Source organism: Halomonas sp. QHL1, assembly GCF_001882345.1.
Classification (GTDB): Bacteria; Pseudomonadota; Gammaproteobacteria; order Pseudomonadales; family Halomonadaceae; genus Vreelandella.
Genome location: NZ_MINL01000001.1, coordinates 440,509 through 460,914, shown reverse-complemented (window position 1 = coordinate 460,914; position 20,406 = coordinate 440,509). Strand labels below are relative to the sequence as shown.

The window sequence follows — 20,406 nt, the reverse complement described above, 5'->3', positions numbered from 1 at the left end:
GCGGTGATATCGCTTATTATAGAGGCCATATCAATAAAATCATGGGGATAGCCACCACCAGCACGACCAATGAAAGCGGTAAGCCCAGCTTCCAATAATCACCAAAGCGGTAGCCGCCAGGCCCTAGCACCAGCGTATTGGATTGGTGCCCGATAGGGGTTAAAAACGCACAGGAAGCGCTAACGGCTACCACCATCAGGAACGGATCGAGTGAGACATCAAAGCCATTGGCTAAGCTCACCGCAATAGGCGCCATCAACAGCGCAGCCGCCGCATTGTTGACCACGTTAGAGAGCAGCATAGAGAGTAAAAACAGGATAATCATCGTGACGACCACCGGCCAGTCGCTGCCAAAGCCCAGCAGCGCATTGGCAATCAAATCCGCGCCGCCGCTAGTTTCTAATGCCTCACCTACGGGTATCATCGCGGCTAACAGCACTATGACGGGGCCATCAATAGCTTGATACCCCTCGCGTAACGGTAATACGCCAATCAGTAGCGAAATCAGTGCAGCAGTACTCATGGCCACAGCGGCCGGGAGTAGATCAAACAGCATGGCAACGATCGCCAAAGCAAAAATGGCAATGGATATAGCCAGCTTGCGAGGCTGGCCCAGATGCAACTCACGGCTCGCTAGTGGCAGACAGCCCAGCGAGGCTAAGCTATCCGCAAGTTCATTTTCACTGCCTTGGAGCAGCAAAACGTCGCCGTTTTTAAAACGAATATCCCGCAACCGCTGTTTCAGACGTCCACCATCACGGGCAACCGCTACCAGATGGAGACCAAACTGATGGTTCAAACGTAGCTGGCGTACGCTGCGGTTAATCATCATCGAGTCATTGCGAACGACGGCCTCGATCAACTGCAGGCCTTCGGTATCCACCGGCTGTTGATCCTGTGCGGCGTCTTTATTTTTTGCCTTATCTGCATCTTTGTGACTAGCTGGATGCTCAGCATCATTCACTTCTGGATCGTCCTCGGATTCTTCCTCCAGTTCAGCGATCGCGCTAAGCCCCACCTTGTCTTCCAGCATCTGGAGCTCATCAGGCCCTGCCTCTAACAACAGAATATCGCCCTCTTCCAAGGCGCCGTGGAAGTTGTAGCCTGCCCGACGGTTGTCATCGCGCACCACCGCTAACACGGGGATGGTTTCGTCCAGTTCGTCGCGCAACTGCTGTAGCGTTAAGCCTTTGGCTTTCGACTCTTCGCCCACTTTCAACTCGACTAAATAGTTGGCGGTATCGAACATTTCATCCGTGGAAGCTTGGCCGCTACGCTTAGGCGTCAAGCGCCAGCCCACCAGAACGATAAACGCCAACCCCGCCAGCGCCACTGCAATGCCAACGGGTGAAAAGCTAAACATGCTAAACGCCTCGCCCGTTACATCCCGGCGATAACTGGAAATAATGATGTTGGGCGGGGTACCAATCAACGTTGTCAGGCCGCCGAGCAAAGACCCAAACGCCAGGGGCATAAGCAGTAAAGAAGGCGAGGTATTGTGTTCGCGAGCAAGCCGCATGGCCACTGGTAGCAACAGCGCCAGGGCACCCACGTTATTCATAATCCCCGATAGCAAAACAATGGTACCCACCAGTACCAATAGTTGGAGGAGCAGATTTTCACCTACTTTCAGCACCTGATTGGCAATAATATCGACCACACCCGAGCGCTCAAAGCCGCGGCTAAGCACCAGCACGGCAGCTACGGTAATTACCGCTGGGTGGCCGAAACCTGTGAACGCGTTATCAGCCGGTACGAGCCCCAACATGACCGAGCCCAGCAACGCCGCCAACGCCACTAAGTCATAGCGAAATCGACCCCATATAAAAGCGACCAGGGTGAGTCCCAGCACGATAAACACCAGCGTGCTGGGAGCGAGCGCTAACCACTCAAGCCCTAAGGCTTCTAATCCTAGGTTCTCAACACCTGAGCCCTCAGCACCTGAACTCTCGACACTTATGTCCTCAGCCGACATCCTTTTACTACTCCCTTGCCACCGCTTGATAAGGGCAGCCTACGATTGATGCGCGCCACGCTTTCAACATGGCCATTTCTCCTGCACATTAGACGTTTACTATACAGAGGTATAGCCCCTGCATACGCATAGCCTGTAAACACATGGTTCAGACACAAAAAAGCCCGGCAAAGCCGAGCTGCATAACGTTAATGCAATAAAGAACAAAGCGGGCAGCCTTCGAGGTCTAGAACACTTCCTGGCCCTGGCGAAAGCAACCGCTTCAGGCTGAATCTGTTCCTCCTCTCAAAGCTCTAGCGTCGGCTAAAACGAACTCGCTACGGCAACAGAACAGTAGACCCGGTGGTTTTGCGGCTTTGCAGAGCGTCTTGAGCTTTGCCCGCTTCTGCCAGTGGGTAGCGGTTGGCGATATCGATTTTGACCTTACCGCTTTCAATCATGGCGAAAAACTCTTCGCACATCATTTCCAAACGCTCGCGGGTGTCGGCGTAGCCATTAAGGCTGGGGCGCGTCACGTAGAGCGCGCCCTTCTGGTTAAGAATACCGATATTAACGCCATCCACCGGGCCAGAAGCGTTGCCAAAGCTGACCATCAGCCCACGAGGTTTTAAGCAGTCCAGTGACATTTCCCAGGTGTCTTTACCCACCGAGTCGTATACCACATCGCACATGCCGCCATTGGTAAGCTCGCGTACGCGCTCCACCACGTTCTCTTCGCTGTAATTAATTGTCGCCCAGGCACCGTTGGCCATGGCTAAATCCGCTTTTTCCTGTGAGCTCACAGTGCCGATCAGTTTAACGCCTAGTGACTTCGCCCACTGGCAGGCAATCGACCCTACCCCACCCGCCGCGGCGTGAAACAGAATGGTTTCGCCACCTTTAAGTTCATAGGTTTGGCGCAGCAGATACTGCACGGTCAGACCCTTGAGCATACTCGCCGCTGCGGTTTCGAAATCAACGAAGTCGGGGAGCTTGACCACTTTAGCCGCAGGCAACACATGCAGCTCTGCATAGGCGCCCAAAGGGCCTTGGGCATAGGCCACGCGATCACCAACGTTTAAGTGGGTCACCCCTTCACCTACCGCATCGACTACGCCAGCGCCTTCGGTGCCTAGCCCCGAAGGCATAGAGGGCGCTGGGTAAAGCCCAGTACGAAAATAGATATCGATAAAATTAAGGCCGACAGCTTTATTGGCGATACGCACTTCACCCTGGCCGGGTTCAGCGGGGGAAACGTCGACCAGTTCAAGCACTTCAGAACCGCCGGTGTGGGCAAACTGAATACGCTGAGACATTAGGACTCCTTATTGTGTAATTCGCTTATTATTCGGTTGATACGCCATCTCTCAATAATGGACAGCACGACATCAGGTCCTGCTATACAAGCGCGTCGCGGCGTTTAAATCAAGCTAGCACGCTAGCGTATTTTTACCCACTCAGTGCGCAAGGCACTGCAATCCCGCTGTCATGCGCCCATGTTAGTATTAGCGCTCTTTTATCGTCTAAGGCTTAGAGATTTGTCATGACGCATCCCGCTATTCAACTCCCTGCGCTGATTGCCCACCGCGGCTACTCCGCCGCCGCCCCTGAAAACACCCTAGCGGCGGTGCGCGCTGCCCACCAAGCGGGAGCCACATGGGTAGAGCTGGATGTGCAGCTACTGGGTGACGGCACCCCGGTGATTTGGCACGACGGCGATGTCGCACGCTGCTCAAACGGACGTGGCGGGCTCGCCTCCATGAGCTGGGCCAAGACGCAAACCCTGGATGCAGGGGGATGGTTTGACGATCGGTTTACGGGTGAGAAGATGCCTAGCCTCAGCGAGATGTTGGCACTGCTTAACGAGCTGGAAATGGGCGTCAATATGGAAATCAAGGTCAACAAAGGCCGCGACCCCATCGCGCTGGTTGATCGCGCGTTGCCGGAAATGCTCGATACTCTTCCCGCCGAGCGTTTGATTATCTCCTCCTTCAATGCCAGCGCCCTTAGCCACTGCCGTCAATTTGCCAGTAAAGAGCGACTGGCCCTGGGCGTGCTGTTCGGTAGCGTGCCCAAAAGCTGGCGTGAGCAGTGCGAGGCCATTGAAGCTTTCAGCGTGCACCCTCACTGGCCGCGTTTGAAGCGCGCCCAAGCCGACGCTATGCAACGCGATGGCTATCAAATATTGTGCTATACCGCCAATGACCCCAGCGCCTTTCATAACCGCTGGGAGTGGGGTATCGGCAGTGTCATCACCGATGAACCCGCCGCGTTCAAGCGCTTTTTAGACAGCCATAGATAAACTCTAACAACTTATAAGTTCACACACTGACAAGGAGTCCACCGTGAAGTACCTAGGAGCCCATGTTAGCGCCGCTGGCGGCGCAGACCAAGCCGTGCACCGAGCGGTGGAAATTGGCGCGGATGCCTTTGCGCTATTCACCAAAAATCAGCGTCAATGGAAAGGCAAGCCGCTAACCGATGAGGCAATTCAAGCCTTTCGCGATGCCTGCGCCGAGCACAACTTCGCCCCTGAGCAGATTTTGCCCCACGACAGCTATCTGATTAATCTGGGTCACCCCGAGCAGGAAGGCCTGCGCAAATCCCGGGATGCGTTTCTGGATGAGATGCAGCGCTGCGAGCAGCTGGGACTGACGCTGCTTAATTTCCACCCTGGCAGCCATTTGAACAAAATCAGCGAAAGCGACTGCTTGAAGCGTATCGCTGAATCCGTCAATGAAGCGCTAACGCATACCCAGGGCGTCACGGCGGTGATTGAAAATACCGCTGGCCAAGGCACTAACCTGGGCTGGCGCTTCGAGCATTTAGCCGAAATCATTGCCCACGTGGACGATAAAACTCGCGTGGGAGTGTGTATTGACACCTGCCACGCCTTCGCGGCGGGCTATGATTTGCGCACGTCAGAGGCTACCCAGGCAACGCTTGATGAGCTAGGCAGCGTTGTCGGCTTTGAGTATCTGCGCGGCATGCATTTAAACGATGCCAAAAGCAACCTTGCCAGCCGCGTGGACCGTCACCATAGCCTGGGCAAAGGCAACATCGGCCTGCCCGCCTTTACCGCCATCATGCAGGAACCAAGGATTAACGCTATTCCCATGATCCTAGAGACCATCGAACCCGAGATATGGGCTGATGAAATAGCCTGGCTGCGCGCTCAAAACGCCTGAGCGATGGGTGCATAGTGTCATCCTGCGGTGCAGCGGTTTTTGCACGCCCGGCAATGCTTGCCTACGCTTAAACTCCTTTACCCAAGCCCCAGCCTACGTAAGGAGTGTGCAATGAGCGATACAGATCTTGGCAGTTTAGATGCCCAGACCCTAGCTCACTTGTTTGAAAGCCGAGAGGCCTCCCCGCTAGAAGCGACCCGTGCCGCCCTTGAGCGGATCGAGCGCTTCAATCCAGATGTTAACGCCTATGTGTATGTGGATGCTGAAGGTGCAGAATCGGCGGCCAAAGCCTCGGCACGGCGCTGGGGCCAAGGCAAGCCGCTAAGCCCCATCGACGGGGTGCCGGTATCGCTTAAAGACCTGACCCAAGTGGCGGGCATGCCCTGCCGTGAAGGCTCGCTCACCTCTTCCGAAGCATTATGCGACACCGACGCGCCACCCGCGCGCATGCTGCGTGAAGCGGGCGCCATCATATTAGGTAAAACCAACACACCCGAATTTGGCTGGAAAGCAGTTACCGATAACCGTGTCTTTGGCGCCACGGCTAACCCCTGGGATACGCGGTTAACGCCCGGCGGCTCTTCCGGCGGGGCCGCCGCGGCCGCCGCGCTCAATATGGGCGTGCTGCACCAGGGCGGCGACTCCGGCGGCTCCATCCGTATCCCCGCTGCTTTCACCGGTGTCTTTGGCTTCAAACCCACATTTGGCTGGACGCCCCAGTGGCCGCCAGCTAAAGAGCCCAGCCTATCGCACCTGGGGCCGCTAACCCGCACGGTGCGCGACGCCGTCAGCATGCTCAATGTGATGGGGCGATACGACTACCGTGACCCATATGCCACCCGCGGTCAGCCAGAATGCTGGGGCGTAGATTTGGATAAAGGCTTAACCGGGCTGCGGATTGGTTACTCCGCCGATCTTGGCTACGCCAAGGTAGATCCCCAGGTTGCCGAACGCGTGCGCGAGGCTGCCAGCAGGCTGGAGGCGTTAGGCGCGGAAGTTGTCGAAGTGCATCCCGGCTTTTCGTCACCATTGGATACCTTTCGCAAGCTTTGGTTTACCGCCTCTTTAGAGCAGTGGTCACAAATGGATGGCCATCAACGTACGCTGCTGGATTCAGGCATGGTGGCTAATGCCAGTGAAGCCGAACCCTGGAAAGCTGTTGAGCTGTTTCGTGCCTTGGCGGATCGTGCGGAATTAACCCAGTGCTTGGAGCACTTTAACCAAGAGTACCACCTGCTGATGACGCCCTCGGTGGCTATTCCGCCGTTTGAAATTAACCAGGAAGTTCCCCCGGGCAGTGATATGCGGGACTGGGAAGAGTGGGCGCCCTTTAGCTACCCGTTCAACCTGAGCCAGCAGCCTGCGGCATCGGTGCCTTGCGGTTTTACCGATAACGGCTTACCGGTAGGTTTTCAGCTTGCGGGCGGTAAATTTGATGATGTACGGGTTCTGCGTGCCTGCCACGCTTACATGGAAGCGCACCCACCACGTTTTCCCAGCGTGCCCAACCCCGCCCAGTATGCTTAACAGCTGATCAGCATAAAAAAACCCAGCAAAGCGTAATGCTTGGCTGGGTTTTAGCGGTCGACAGGGACGTTACATCGCCGAAAGCTTTTCTTGGTCTAGCACGCCCGACATGCGCACCATCGCCAGCGCTTCGTCCAAGCTGCTCATCTCTTCAATCATGACCAATTCGCTCTCTAAGCTCACCGGTTGACCGGCTTTCTCCGAGAGCAGTTTTTCCAGGGAAGCTACATCCATAGCGTCGTCTAAGTGGTGAACATCTATTGAGGTGCTGCTGCGGCCCGGCAAATAGATAGTGCCATTTGAGAAATCCACGGCGTAAGCAATCACTCCGGGTACGATGAAGAACAGTAAACCCACCCCATTAGCGACAGCAATGACTGGGTCAATATCGCCGCTCATTTGGCCCTTACGCTCTGGGTGAAAAAGCGTACCACAACCACTCAATGACACGATGGAAACGCCAACCACGGCGCCAGTCAACCAGCGACGAACTGCTTGGTGCATGAAGGTTCCCTCAAACAGAAATAGTAACGATAGTCGATATAGCAAACTGTGCTTTGGTTTTGTGCCGACTATCGTGCCGTAAAACTCGATCAGTTTAGCACAGCCATCCAAAAGCATAGATCATTTGAACATAAGCACTATTTTGCCGCTTTAACCGCTAGACCGTACAATGTCCCCATTCAACGCTTCCAAGTACTATTTCAAGAACCAGGTTTTCAAAAATCTCGTTTTCAAGAATCCAGTTTTCAAAAACCAAGGAATGCTTACGCCCATGCGCGCCAGCCAACTACTGATTGCCACTCTTAAAGAAACCCCGGCTGACGCCGAAGTCATTAGCCATCAGCTAATGCTTCGTGCCGGCATGATTCGCCGCTTAACCTCAGGGCTATACACTTGGCTGCCACTTGGCCTGCGCACCCTGCGCAAAGTGGAAGCCATTGTGCGCGAAGAGATGAACCGTGCAGGTGCCCAAGAAGTACTGATGCCCGCCGTGCAGCCCGCCGAGCTTTGGCAGGAGTCTGGCCGTTGGGAGCAGTATGGCCCTGAACTGTTACGACTGAAAGATCGCCACGACCGCGACTACTGCGTCGGCCCGACCCACGAAGAAGTGATTACCGACCTGGTCCGCAAAGAGATCGCCAGCTATAAACAGCTGCCGGTTAATTTCTACCAGATTCAGACCAAGTTCCGTGACGAGATTCGCCCACGCTTTGGGGTAATGCGCTCCCGCGAGTTCATTATGAAGGACGCTTACTCCTTTCACCTAGATGAAGCTTCGCTGAAACAGACTTACCAGGATATGTACGACGCCTACACACGCATTTTCACGCGACTGGGCCTCGACTTCCGCTCGGTAATCGCCGACAACGGTTCTATTGGCGGCACTGGCTCCCATGAGTTCCACGTACTGGCGGGTTCGGGCGAAGATGACATCGTGTTCTCTAACGCCTCCGACTACGCTGCGAACATGGAAAAAGCCGAAGCGCTGCCTGCTCCGCTGGGCAGCGACATCCAGCGCGAAGCACCTACCCAAGAGATGCATCTGGTAGATACGCCTAACGCCAAAACCATCGCCGCATTGGTCGAGCAGTTCGAGCTACCGATCGAGAAAACGGTCAAGACCCTAATCGTACGTGCCGCCGAAGGTGGCCTTATTGCCCTATTGGTGCGCGGCGATCATGAGCTGAACGAGGTAAAAGCAGAGAACCTTCCACAAGTTGCTGCGCCGCTGACCATGGGCAGCGAAGAGGAGATTCGCGCTGCGGTGGGTGCTGGGCCCGGTTCGCTCGGCCCGGTGGGCTTGAATATGCCGGTGATTATTGACCGCAGCGTCGCGCTGATGAGCGACTTCGGCGCCGGTGCCAATGTGGATGACAAGCACTACTTCGGCATTAACTGGGAGCGCGATGTTGCCCTGCCCGAGGTTGCCGATCTGCGTAATGTGGTTGAAGGCGATCCGTCTCCCGATGGCCAAGGTACGCTTTCCATCAAGCGCGGCATTGAAGTCGGACACGTTTTCCAGCTTGGCCAAAAGTACTCCCAGGCGATGAACGCCAATGTGCTGGGCGACAACGGCAAAACCAGCCACCCGTGGATGGGTTGCTACGGCATCGGCGTGACCCGCGTGGTTGCTGCCGCCATTGAGCAGAACCACGACGAATCCGGCATTATCTGGCCCAACGCCATTGCCCCCTTCCAGGTGGCGCTGGTGCCGATGAATGCACACAAATCCCAACGTGTTCGCGAAGAGTCTGAGCGTCTTTACCAAGCGCTCACCGCAGCCGGCTTAGATGTCTTGCTGGATGACCGCGACACCCGTCCTGGGGTTAAATTTGCTGATTTGGAGCTGATGGGCGTTCCTCATCGCCTGGTAATCGGTGACCGAGGCCTGGACAACGGCGAACTGGAATATAAAGGACGCCAGGATAGCGAAGCCACCATGGTGCCTGCGGATCAAATCATCGACTTTTTGCGTGAGAAAGCTAGCTAAGGCCGTAACGCTTAGCGGGCTATTGCTGAGCGGCGCTGGGCTAGTAATGACAAGCCCAGCTGCGGCTCAGCCGCTACCTCAAACGCTGCGGCCTACGCTTGAGTCTGCCAATCAGCAGCATCAAACGGCTCAACAGCAGTGGATAGCGCGTCAGTGGCGTGAACGCATGGACACGCCGCTAGTGCGCTTTATTGATGATGCGGCACATCGCCAGACACTGCTAACACGTATCTACCAAGAAGCCAGACTGGCAGGCTTACCACCTGATTTGGTGTTAGCACTGATTCAGGTGGAAAGTGCCTTCAAAGCGGATGCTATTTCCTCGGCAGGCGCCGTTGGCCTGATGCAAATCATGCCTTTTTGGGTCAGCGAACTTGGGCTACCGATTGACGACTTAACCTACCCGCCGCGCAATCTGCGCTATGGCTGTACCATTTTGGCGCACTACCTCGCTATCGAGAATGGCGACTTTACCCGCGCGCTAGCGCGCTATAACGGCAGCTTGGGCGAAACCTGGTACCCGGAGCGGGTCATGCACGCCTGGCGGAATACTTGGCGCCAGCCAACATTGCGTTAAACAACGCATCTCCTCACCTCGCCTCATCGGTACAAGCTAACTTGGTCACCAGTGCCAGTGCTTAGCTATGGGTTAAGGACAAAGTAAAAGTGTTGGCTTACCGTTAAGCCAAACGCATGACTTTCTTGCATAATCCATCCACTATTAAACTTAACGATTTGTCAGCTTAATGCCGGATGCCGATCTAAATGCCAGAGCCAACACTACAACAGCGCCCTTTTATGGGTTTTATCAGTGCCTACGCAGCCCCGCTATTTGCACTGGTGATAATAACCCTACTTGGCTCAACCGCTAATGCCGCACAGATAAACATCAGCAGTGCTGAGGGCCAACCGCTTGAGGATGCAGTCGTTGAGGTTTACTACGATTCGGCGGAGGGCAATCCGCCTCAAGAAAAGAACATCTATCAGCGTGATGCCGCCTTTCACCCCAAGGTACTAACCGTCCCTACCGGCAGCTACGTGGCATTTCCCAACCAAGATACAACCCGTCATCACGTCTACTCTTTTTCACCGGCCAAAACCTTCGATTTAAATCTCTACCTACAAGAAACGCCTCCGCCGGTTCACTTCGATCAACCCGGCATTGTCGTTTTAGGGTGCAATATTCACGATCATATGCAGGCATTTATTGTCGTCAGCGACGCCCCTTTTGCAGCAACAACGGGTGCCGAAGGCATGCTTAACCTGCCGACGCTGCCGCCTGGTCAGCACCGAGTGCGCATTTGGCACCCGCTACTGGATGATAGCCAGCAAGTCTGGTGGGACGGTGTGATTTCAGATATGGACCAACTGGACGTCAACTTGGAACTCAATGCGCTACCACCGCCAGAGCCAACCCTTTCACCGCTTCAGCAACGCTTTAAAGATGCCACTTAAGTTCCTACCAGTGTTAAGGAGATGGCGGTCCGCCACTTAGTGAGGTTGCTATGCGCTTTAGAACGCGCCTGATGCTCGTGCTACTGACAGTGGTGATTGTCTCGCAACTCGCCACCGGGGTGGCGTTTCTTCGCGCGACCCAAAACGACGTCATTGCAAAAGGTTCCCAACGTTTAGAAGTGGGCGCCAAGGTATTGGAACAACTGCTAGACGCTCGCGGTGAGCAGTTAGCCAACAATGTCGCCATTCTCGCTGATGACTTCGGTTTTAAAAGCGCCGTTTCCACCCAGGATACCGAGACGCTCTACTCTGTCCTGGCCAACCATGGTGATCGAGCCAAGGCAGACATCGTGTTACTCAGCGGCCTAGATGGCCATATTTTAGCCAGCAGCCATCACGCGCAAAATAGCCCGATGCCTTTTCCGCAACTATTCGAGCGGGCTCGCCAAGAGGGCGAAGCGGTTAGCGTTGTCATCGCCGACGGTCAGCCTTATGAGTTTGCGCTGCTGCCCGTTCGTGCCCCCAATCTAATTGGCTGGGTCGGCATGGGCTTTTTAATTAATGAGGCGGTGACGGAAGAGATTAACGCGCTAACGGGGCTTGATATCAGCATTGTTAACTTCCTTGATAACAGTGAGATCAGTTACCTTGAAAGCACTCATGATGAGCAGTTAGCACAGCAGTTAATGAGCGGGCGAGGTGATGCGTTAATCAATGGCGAATACTCCTTACACAGCCAGATGACACCGGATGCGGAGTATCTCTCCTATGCGAGTCAACTCAATTCCGACGATGCTAATCACACCTATGCGCTACTCCAAATATCCCGCAACGAGCTACTCGGCGCTTACCGCTCCTTGCAGTGGCAACTGCTGGGAATCATTGCCCTGATTCTGCTATTTACCGTGCTCATTGCCATGTGGAGTGCACGGAGCATGAGCAAACCGTTAATGGAGCTTTCCCAGGCGGCACAGCGCATTGGACGCGGCGAGCGTTTTACCGAATTACCGATAGGCACCGAGCGCAGCGAAACCGGCCTTTTGGCGTCGACACTACTCGCCATGCAGGAGGGCATCGCTCAGCGCGAGGCCACACTTCATCACCAGTCCCGTCACGATTTACTCACCGACCTGCCGAATCGCATCAGTGCCCAGGAAGACATAAGCCTTTTGATTCAACGCGGCGAGCCATTTACCCTGCTTCGGCTTGCGATTAATAACTTGCGCGACATTAACGACACCTTCGGCTACGCGCTGGGGGATCATGTACTGGTCACACTGGCCAAACGCTTGCAGCATTTTGATGACACTGAGAGCACTGCCTACCGGCTTGATAGTGATGAGCTACTGCTTCTCGTCAAGCAGTCAAGAAGCGACTTTGCCTGGCGAACCCGACTGTTCACGACGCTGCATCACCCTATCGATCTCGATAAATCTCCCATTACCCCCTCACTTTCAGCCGGTGAAACCAACTACCCCGACCATGGCGACAGCCCGCAACTGCTGCTGCGGCGATCGGATATAGCACTGGATATGGCGCGCCGCCACCGACACCCCCACCAACGCTATCTAGAGGGCCAGGATGAGCACCATCTGCGCCAGCTCACATTGATTCGCGACCTACAGGACGCGGTGGGTAATGGTGAGCTGTGGATGGCTTACCAGCCAAAAGTAGACACACGTAACGGCCGTGTCGATCAGTGCGAAGCGTTGATGCGCTGGCGTCACCCCTCGCTGGGATTTGTACCGCCCGATGAATTTATTAGCTTGGCCGAGCGCTCGGGAAGTATCGGCATGCTTAGCCACTGGATGTTGGCCAATGTCTGCGCTCAACTGCATACCTGGCAACAGCGGGGTTACCACCTATCAGTAGCCGTTAACCTCTCCGCCAGTGATGTGATGGATCGCCAATTAGCTACTTATTTGGCTAGTTTACTTGAACGCTATCGGCTGGCCCCTGCCCGGCTGAGTATCGAAGTCACTGAAAGTGCCGTTATGCAGGACGTTGATGCCGCCATGGCCACACTGACAGAACTCAACCAGCTGGGGCTGCGTATCGCCATTGACGATTACGGCACTGGCTACTCCTCCCTGGCGCAAATAAAACGCCTACCCGTGGATGAGCTCAAGATCGATAAATCTTTTGTGCTGGCAATTGATTCCCAAAAAGATGACTTAACCATTGTCAGCTCGACCATCGAAATGGGTCATAGCCTGGGTCTACGCTTAGTGGCCGAGGGGGTTGAGAATCGCGCCAGCGCCGAACTGCTGAGCAAGCTCGGCTGCGACTATTTACAGGGGTATTGGATTGCTAAACCGATGCCTGCTGACGAGCTACCCGCTTGGTTGGATAGTTTTACGTCGCTGTCATTGCCCCACCCAATGCCTTCCCTGTTAAAGACTCTCCAGAGAAAGCCATGATGCTATTTCAATCCATCTTTACACCGCCCAGCTCGCTCTTTCGCCACGCCCTTTTCACCAGTCTAGCGCTCTGTTTGGCGCTTGCGGCCGCGCCCTCTTTTGCCGGTAGCCGTATTCTAGGAACCGGTGGAGTGAGTGCTATTGAAGGGGCCGCGGGAGGCGGTTTATCGCCTTGGGCTGTGCTTTCAAGCACCGCTAGCGAACAGGAAATAGGCGTCACGGCCGCCGCTACCCGTGCCTGGGTGGACGATTATCGACTAACGGTGACCGGCGCCAGCCTGAATATTTATGATCGGGCTGAAGTCTCTGTGGCGCGTCAAACGCTTGATTTGGAGACTCTGGGTGGCGAGCTAGGCCAGGATATCTACGGCGCCAAGGTGCGCTTACTCGGCGATGTGCTCTATCACCCGTGGGGCATTTGGAGTGTTGGTGTACAACATAAACGGCTGGTTGATGGCACCATTCCCACTGCCCTCGGCGCCGATGAAACAAGCGGCACCGATGTGTACCTCAGCACCAGCAAGCTGCTGTTTAGTACTGTTGCTGGGCGCAATGTGTTGCTCAACGCCACCCTGCGCAATACCGACGCCAACCAAGGCGGCCTACTCGGTTTTGGCGGCGATCAGGGTAGCCGCTCGTGGGTAGCCGAAGGCAGCGTGGGAGTTTTTATTACCCCGCAATGGATTGTCGGCGCCGAGTATCGTCAGAAACCCGATAACCTGAGCGTGGCTGAAGAGGATGATTGGCAAAGTCTCTACATTGCCTACTTCTTCAATAAGCACTTATCACTCACCGGCGCTTGGCTGGACTTAGGCGACATTGCCGGACTCCCTTCACAGCGCGGCGGCTATCTTTCACTTCAGGCAGCTTTTTAAGCGGAGCGTTATGAGCTATCAACGCAAACACAATCCCATGCGCCGCTGTTTAATAGCGGTTATTTTTACAACGGTCGCGTTCTCGCTCGCAGGCTGTGCTCATCAATCAACAAATACGCCGCTGTATCAGCGCCTGGGTGGGGAAGCCACGATTGATGCGGTGGTTGAGAACCTGTTATACCGGATTGCGGATGATCCCGAGGTGGTGGTGTTTTTTGCTAATACAAACATCGATTTATTTGCCGAGTCGCTAGCCAGCCAGCTGTGTGATGTAAGTGACGGCCCCTGCCGCTATGAAGGCCCGCCAATGGATCGTGCTCATCAACATATGGGCCTGACGGATGGGCATTTTAATCGATTAGTGGAACATCTCGACGCTGCTATGCAGGAGGAAGGTATTGCCCTTGGCGCGCGCAATGAACTACTAGGCCGCCTCGCCCCCATGTATGCAGACATTATGCGTCTTCAGTAACCTGCCAGCCATCACGCCCCGCCGTTTTAACCCGGTAGAGTGCTTTGTCAGCGGCTTCGTAGGCGTAGGCAAACGTTGCTTCATCGGCCACAAAACGGCACCCGCCAACGCTGAAGGTAACGCCTTTCTTATCCGGATGGGCAGGGTGCGCAAAGTTAGCTTCGCGAATCCCTTCAATTAACTGACGGCAGTAGCTCTTCAGCGTGTCAGTATCTGAACAGCGAAGTAGTGCCGCAAACTCGTCTCCTCCCAAGCGGTAGAGCTGCGCTTCATCATTTAGCGTTTCACCAATCAATGTGGCCAGCTGGCGCAGCAGGGTATCGCCTTGCGGGTGCCCATAGGCATCGTTGTACTGTTTAAAAAAGTCGATATCGACCAGAATCAGCCCCAGCGACTGATGCTGCTTCGCCAACACATCTTGATGCAAAGCGCTGCGATTGCCGATCCCGGTGAGCGGGTCGCGCATTGCCCGCTGCATCCACTCAAACGTTTCTTGGGTAGCGCGATCGGTTCGTCGTAGCTGACGCTCGTGGAGCGACCAAAACACCAAACCCATCACAAAGATTAATAAACTGGAGTAAGTCAGCACCTGATTATGCTGGCGCGTGCTTCCAGAGAAATCATTAATCGCCGCCCCACGCTGGTCTAATTGGTTCATCTCAATGTGAGTCAGGCACTGTATGGGTTCAAGCAACTCGCCCACGGCAGCGACACGATCAAGTTCGCGCAACTCCAGCTGGGCCAATACGCGATTTAAAATCATCAGGTTAGGCTCAGCGCATTCATACTCTTGCCGATAAACGTGCACGTCGAATAGGCCATATGCGAGCTCAATGTTGAGGATGGCTGCATCGAAGGCCGCTTGCTCAGGCTGATCAGTCAGCAGCTCGGATTGGGTATTTTGTAGATAGACACGCGACCGGGTCGCCAACTGTTGGCCTGTTAAATTGCCCGTTTGGCTGAAGTAAGCCTGTATTTCGGGATACACCCAGCGCGACTCATAAACAATCAGTACCATTAGCGCCAAAAAGCTCATCAAGCTCAACGACAACCACGTAATGTAGCGATGCTGGCGAGCTAAAGGGCGTGGTTGTATTAATAATTTCGCAGCGGGCTTGGTTTTGGATATCACCACTTCGCCTCGATGCTTCGGATCATCCAGATCCAGTCGTTGAACTCACGAAGGTTTTCAACGTCGCGATCGCCATAGTCGCGCTCTACTAATCGCACCGGGCCTCGCGAACGGATGGTAAGCGGGTCGCCGTCCTCTGTGCTAATCAGATACCAGTTGGGATCGTCCCACCCCTCGAGGGTAACTTCGTAGTCATCCCAGGCGGTAAAGTGAAGCGCCGGGGGCACTTCGCCAAACTGATCAATTAGAAAGGTTCGAAACGCCACGCCACGCATCACCACATCACGCCCTTGGAAGGGATCGTAGAGCGTAAACGCTGTGTCAGACCTAGCGCGCAAATCACTTAGGGCAACCTTTTGGGTGACATCGCCGTTGATCATATTTAATGCCTGGGCAACGGCAGTCCCGGGGAGCGTTATACCCAAGACAATTAACACGCACGCTAACCGATCACGTGCACGGCCCCATGGGCTGCGGTGTAAGGCAACTGCGTTCATGGCATGGCTTCCTGGTCTGTTCATTCCTTCATCGAACTTTACCAGAGCACGCCCTGCATTGCTCCTCAACGCAACCCATGTGCTTTCAACTCACTCGTTTATTAGATTTCAAAAAAAAAGCCAGCCCAAAATGGGCTGGCAACAGGAGGCTTACTACGCTAGTAAAACTAAGCTAGCAAACCCCCTCCCCTGACAAGGTTTACATGAGCTAGGAAAGCTACTTCTTGCGCTTATCTTTACGTAGATGATCGCGAATCACGAAGCCCACCCAACCCACCATAAATGCGATAACTAAAGCGACGGTGGTTAAGCCAAAAATAATTGTGTCATCCCAATACATGGTGAATCCTCCCGCCGTGGTGTATGCGCTCATACTAGCTACTCAACGGCGGAAGAATGCTGACCTAGGTCAAATTACGGTAGGCGGGGGAAAGCGGGTGAACAGGAAATTGATACTGATCAATTTTTGAGTGCTATTAAGGCTAGAGAACCTTGCGGTCCTCAACTTTGCTGTGTTCGGTGCCCGGCGGTAGCGGGTGGCCTTTGGCTAATTCTGCACGGGTAGCTTCGCGCACGTCTAAAATGGTCACTTTATAGTTAAGCGTGCGCCCCGCCAGGGGGTGGTTGGTATCGACGGTGACGCGGTCGCCATCGACTTCCAGTACCGTGACGATTTGCGGCCCGGCTTCACCTTCGGTTTGAAAGCGGCTGCCCGGTTCCAACTCGGCGTTACCAAAAGAGCCGCGGCTGACTTCTTGAACCAGGGCTTCATTGCGTACACCGTAGGCATCGGCGGGCATTAGCTGAACGCTCAGCTCGGCTCCAGCCGCTTGGCCTACTAGTGCACTTTCCAACCCTGGCACGATGTTGTCGTGACCATGCAAGTACTCTAGCGGCTTATTGCGCGCCGGGGAGTCGTCCAATACCTGCTTGCTGCCATCGTTGAGCACGTCGCTAAGAACATAGTGCAAGGTAACGACCTGATGCGCCGTAATCGACATGGAAAACTCCTCTCCGGTAAGCTGTCGGTTTTGTGATAGAACTTTGCGATAGTACTTTTGTGATAGAACACTGCTTCAGTTTATCACTTGGCCGTTGCCAGCGTCTTTCCACTAGGAGTAGCGTTTAATGTTAAGCCCCACCCCCCAGCGCAGTTGGCTTGCTGCGCTGGCTGTTTATTGTCGTGCGCCCGTTATTACCATGCTGTTTTTGGGGTTTTCCGCAGGCCTACCATTTCTGCTGGTGTTCTCAACGCTCTCCGCCTGGCTGCGCAGCGATGGTGTTGAGGTCGCGGCAATTGGTTTTTTTGCCTGGATCGGCATGCTCTACTCGATCAAGTTTTTCTGGGCACCGGTGGTGGACCGGTTGGCACTACCGCTGTTAACCCGCGCCTTTGGTCAGCGCCGCGGCTGGATGCTGTTAGCCCAGGGGTTGATCGTTGCGGGGTTATTGGGCCTCGCCGGTTTGAGCCCGGTGGGTAATCTAGGCTGGGTGGCTCTCTTTGCACTGCTAGTGGCGTTTGGCTCAGCGACGCAGGATATTGCTATCGACGCCTACCGTATTGAGTCCGCCGATGACGATGTTCAGGCCGCTATGGCCTCGACCTATATTATTGGCTATCGCGGTGGCCTACTTGCCGCCGGTGCTGGCGCGCTGTATATCGCGGCGTCTGCCTCTTGGGATGTTGCATATATGAGCATGGCGGCGCTCATGGGCATTGGCGTTCTCACCGTGCTGCTGCGCCCTGAACCTAAGCGCGCCTCGCTCTCTATTCAACTTATCCACGAGCCTAAGGTGCGGGCGTTTATTCGTGCCAGCCGGGGCAAACCCAAAATTTTACGCCGCCTTGGTGCCTGGAGCATTGGTGCACTCGTCTGCCCGTTTACCGATTTCTTTAGGCGCTATGGGGTGAAAGCGCTGTGGATTTTGGTGTTTATTGCAGTGTTTAGAATCAGCGATTTAGCCATGGCCTCTATGGCCAACCCGCTGTATATCGACCTGGGTTTTTCGCTGGCAGAGATTGCTAATGTGACCAATATATTTGGCATTGCGATGAGTATTACCGGGGGGATTTTAGGCGGGCTATGCGTAGCACGCTACGGCATCGGCCCGCTGCTGATCTTCGGCGCGGGGCTGGTGATGGTGACTAATCTACTGTTTGCCGTTCTTGCCGTGGTGGGTAATCAACTGCCCATGCTGGTGGTCACGATTATCGGCGACAACCTCGCCAACGGCTTAGCCAGCGCGGTGTTTATCGCCTTTCTCTCCAGCCTCACTTCACGCGCCTACACCGCCACCCAGTACGCGCTGTTCTCATCATTAATGACGCTGCCGGGAAAATTTTTAAGTGGTTTTGGCGGACTGGTCGTTACCTCTCAAGGCTACCCGAGCTTTTTTGTCATCGCCACCCTGCTGGGCATGCCCGCCATTATCTTGGCAGTCTGGATCAGCCGAGACAAGCAGTTAGTGCCAACCCCCAAGCCTGCTTGAGCAGGCTTGAAGGCTATTAGCGATGGGCTTCTAACCAATCCAAGGCCCCTGGCGTAGTGCGCCACTGATCACGCATCAAGGTGCGGTACTGCCATGCTTCCGCCCGGGTGCCGGGGTCAACCTGGCCATCCGGGTGGGGCATGGAGGGCCGGGGATTTTCGGCACAAATCAGCTCTAGCGCGTAGCGGTTATGGCCAAGCACATCTCCAAGCGCGTTCTCAGCCGCTTCATGCTGCTCTAATCGATAGAGCGCCAGGGTTTTGCCCATCAGCAGCCCGAGCACCAGCGAGCCGTCGTCGTTACTCTCTTCGGCTAACGCCAGCGCTTCTTCGTTGCGATCATCACGCAGCAGTTGATCGAGCACGAGCTCGCGCAGGCCCAAGCTATCCTCCTGATCAATCAGCAGTAGCTCTTCGGCGAGCTCCCTGGAGTGCTGACGCGCGCCGCGCTCCATACCGACTACCAGCGCTAGCCCCGTGCGTAGCAACATGGCGTTGTTGGCATCGTCCCAGCACAGGTTGCCGTCGCCTTCGGCGCGGGCTTGCTCTAACCAGCGTGAAAGGCGCAGCGCCAGTGGCTCCAGCAGGCTTGGGGCCATCCACGGCAGGCTGCCGAAACGGCTGGTGAGCGCCAAGGTCAAGTCTTGCACTACCTGCGGGGCGTCCAGCCACTCGGGATGCGCGCAGAGTGCCGACATCCACTCAATGGCGTTGCCCCAGGGGTCATCGCGGAAGCCCAGCGCTACGTCTTCATCCACCAGCACCTGAAAATGCTCATGCCAAGCGGCAAACAGCGTTGCTTCACGAGCACTGGTGTTATAGAGCAATCGCCCACTTTCAGGGTCGGCGCTTACATCAATTTTGGGGGCGGTGGGCAGCGCAGCCAGCAGTGCCTGAAGCGATACCAGCGGCGTGGCCAGATCCTCTTCCGCACTGAGCAACTGGTCGGCAAGCGTCGCGCCGGGGTTATCCGCCAACGCGGCTAAAAAATCCAGCTGATCTTCATCCAGCTCACCCTGGCGAACCAGACGGCGGTACCAGAAGTTAGCGCGCTCTTTGGCTTCCTGTTCGTGGCCTTCATGCAGCAACAGCATGGCTTCGATGTAGGCCAACGTAGGTGAATCGGGCAGCGCCTGCTGGGCCTTTACAAAGGCCCCGCGGGCACTATCCAGGTCATCGTTATCCAGGTGCATCAAACACAGGCGCTCAAGGGCCACGCCGCGTAAAAACAGCGGCCCGCGCTCCATCACATCGTCAAGCAGGTCGGCGCGTTTACGGCTAAAGCCGCGCTCTTGATAGATGTCCAGCAGAATTTCAAAGGCGGGTTCGGCCTGCTCGGGCAGGCGCGACCAGTCGCTGCCATCGAACAGCGATTCAAGGATTTGCATTGAGCGACCCGTCTGGCCACTTTCAGCGGCAATCAACCCGGCTTCGAGCAGCGCTTGAGGGGGTGCTTGCTGGCTATCTAGCGCTGCTTTCAGGGTCGCGCCTTTCCATTCGCGCAGCGACAGCATCCACATCATCTGATCGGGGATTTCGGTGGGAAACTCAATCTGGTAGCAGCACTGCTTGAATTTGCGCCCTGAGTCGCACCAGCAGGGTTCGTTACGCCCAGGTGTGGCGAGTGGCTCACAGGCAAAGCTGAGCCGCTCCAGCGGTGTTTGTGACCATAGCACCGGCGCCAGCGCTTGAGCCATGGCCACATCGCCTTCAAAGGAGTCCGCGCCTTTGGCGCGCACCCAGGTCATAAAATCCGGATAGTGTTCTTGTTGCCTGATTGCCGAGAGTGCCCCGGAGGCGAATCCCAGCAGCTGATCGACCCATACCGCCAGCATTGCCGTCTCCATGTTGTGACAGGATGGCTTGTTAAACGATGTCGCGTTCAACGATATCGAATTAAACA

Annotated in this window: 18 protein-coding genes; 10 read left to right on the top strand and 8 right to left on the bottom strand. The window is 55.3% G+C overall.

All coding sequences use genetic code 11. The annotated features are described in order from the left end of the window. Window positions 1-16: 16 nt before the first annotated feature. Window positions 17-1,975 (bottom strand): SLC13 family permease, encoded by a 1,959-nt coding sequence (locus tag QHL1GM_RS02070; protein WP_071693003.1) that lies wholly within the window; start codon window positions 1,973-1,975, stop codon window positions 17-19. Between the two features lie 317 nt (window positions 1,976-2,292). Then, on the bottom strand, window positions 2,293-3,270 hold the full coding sequence (locus QHL1GM_RS02065) for an NADPH:quinone reductase (protein WP_071693002.1): 978 nt from the start codon (window positions 3,268-3,270) through the stop codon (window positions 2,293-2,295). Between the two features lie 227 nt (window positions 3,271-3,497). Between QHL1GM_RS02065 and QHL1GM_RS02060 the strand changes: the two genes are divergently transcribed. The 3 genes from QHL1GM_RS02060 to QHL1GM_RS02050 all read left to right on the top strand — a co-directional run bounded on the left by QHL1GM_RS02060 (window position 3,498) and on the right by QHL1GM_RS02050 (window position 6,669). After that, window positions 3,498-4,256: a glycerophosphodiester phosphodiesterase family protein gene (locus QHL1GM_RS02060; RefSeq protein ID WP_071693001.1), complete on the top strand. Its 759-nt coding sequence runs from the start codon at window positions 3,498-3,500 to the stop codon at window positions 4,254-4,256. A gap of 43 nt (window positions 4,257-4,299) precedes the next feature. Continuing rightward, window positions 4,300-5,142, top strand: a complete 843-nt coding sequence (gene nfo, locus QHL1GM_RS02055; protein WP_071693000.1) for a deoxyribonuclease IV — start codon at window positions 4,300-4,302, stop codon at window positions 5,140-5,142. A gap of 111 nt (window positions 5,143-5,253) precedes the next feature. Further along, window positions 5,254-6,669, top strand: coding sequence for an amidase (locus QHL1GM_RS02050; protein WP_071692999.1), 1,416 nt, complete (start codon window positions 5,254-5,256; stop codon window positions 6,667-6,669). Between the two features lie 69 nt (window positions 6,670-6,738). On the opposite strand, the gene QHL1GM_RS02045 is transcribed toward QHL1GM_RS02050, so the two are convergent. Beyond that, window positions 6,739-7,173 (bottom strand): hypothetical protein, encoded by a 435-nt coding sequence (locus tag QHL1GM_RS02045; RefSeq protein WP_071692998.1) that lies wholly within the window; start codon window positions 7,171-7,173, stop codon window positions 6,739-6,741. A gap of 271 nt (window positions 7,174-7,444) precedes the next feature. Here QHL1GM_RS02045 and QHL1GM_RS02040 point away from each other — a divergent pair, with 271 nt between their 5' ends. From QHL1GM_RS02040 to QHL1GM_RS02015, 6 genes are all read left to right on the top strand, one after another. Then, window positions 7,445-9,163 (top strand): proline--tRNA ligase, encoded by a 1,719-nt coding sequence (locus QHL1GM_RS02040; RefSeq protein WP_071692997.1) that lies wholly within the window; start codon window positions 7,445-7,447, stop codon window positions 9,161-9,163. A 46-nt stretch (window positions 9,164-9,209) separates the two neighbouring features. Beyond that, complete coding sequence (locus QHL1GM_RS02035; RefSeq protein WP_254795238.1) at window positions 9,210-9,740, top strand: transglycosylase SLT domain-containing protein; 531 nt, start codon at window positions 9,210-9,212, stop codon at window positions 9,738-9,740. Window positions 9,741-9,928: 188 nt separating this feature from the next. Beyond that, window positions 9,929-10,618, top strand: a complete 690-nt coding sequence (locus QHL1GM_RS02030; protein WP_083570950.1) for a Cupredoxin — start codon at window positions 9,929-9,931, stop codon at window positions 10,616-10,618. 50 nt (window positions 10,619-10,668) lie between these two features. Further along, window positions 10,669-13,038: an EAL domain-containing protein gene (locus QHL1GM_RS02025; RefSeq protein WP_071692995.1), complete on the top strand. Its 2,370-nt coding sequence runs from the start codon at window positions 10,669-10,671 to the stop codon at window positions 13,036-13,038. Next, a complete protein-coding gene (locus QHL1GM_RS02020; RefSeq protein WP_254795237.1) occupies window positions 13,035-13,913 on the top strand; it encodes a DUF3034 family protein in 879 nt (292 codons plus the stop codon). Before QHL1GM_RS02025 ends, QHL1GM_RS02020 begins: the two co-directional genes overlap by 4 nt. A gap of 10 nt (window positions 13,914-13,923) precedes the next feature. Further along, window positions 13,924-14,385: a group 1 truncated hemoglobin gene (locus QHL1GM_RS02015; RefSeq protein ID WP_083570949.1), complete on the top strand. Its 462-nt coding sequence runs from the start codon at window positions 13,924-13,926 to the stop codon at window positions 14,383-14,385. On the opposite strand, the gene QHL1GM_RS02010 is transcribed toward QHL1GM_RS02015, so the two are convergent. The 4 genes from QHL1GM_RS02010 to QHL1GM_RS02000 form a co-directional block, all read right to left on the bottom strand. Next, entirely contained in the window at window positions 14,369-15,421 is a 1,053-nt protein-coding gene (locus tag QHL1GM_RS02010) for a diguanylate cyclase (protein WP_071695876.1), read from the bottom strand. The genes QHL1GM_RS02015 and QHL1GM_RS02010 overlap by 17 nt on opposite strands. Before the next feature lie 92 nt (window positions 15,422-15,513). Next, entirely contained in the window at window positions 15,514-16,014 is a 501-nt protein-coding gene (locus QHL1GM_RS02005) for a hypothetical protein (RefSeq protein WP_071692994.1), read from the bottom strand. A gap of 217 nt (window positions 16,015-16,231) precedes the next feature. Continuing rightward, entirely contained in the window at window positions 16,232-16,387 is a 156-nt protein-coding gene (ccoM, locus tag QHL1GM_RS19290) for a cytochrome c oxidase subunit CcoM (protein ID WP_175540329.1), read from the bottom strand. Between the two features lie 109 nt (window positions 16,388-16,496). Further along, window positions 16,497-17,015, bottom strand: coding sequence for a peptidylprolyl isomerase (locus QHL1GM_RS02000; protein ID WP_071692993.1), 519 nt, complete (start codon window positions 17,013-17,015; stop codon window positions 16,497-16,499). Between the two features lie 127 nt (window positions 17,016-17,142). Here QHL1GM_RS02000 and QHL1GM_RS01995 point away from each other — a divergent pair, with 127 nt between their 5' ends. Continuing rightward, complete coding sequence (locus tag QHL1GM_RS01995) at window positions 17,143-18,504, top strand: MFS transporter (RefSeq protein ID WP_071692992.1); 1,362 nt, start codon at window positions 17,143-17,145, stop codon at window positions 18,502-18,504. Window positions 18,505-18,520: 16 nt separating this feature from the next. Here QHL1GM_RS01995 and QHL1GM_RS01990 read toward each other — a convergent pair whose 3' ends face one another. Beyond that, window positions 18,521-20,338 (bottom strand): SEC-C domain-containing protein, encoded by a 1,818-nt coding sequence (locus tag QHL1GM_RS01990; protein ID WP_071692991.1) that lies wholly within the window; start codon window positions 20,336-20,338, stop codon window positions 18,521-18,523. Window positions 20,339-20,406: the final 68 nt, after the last annotated feature.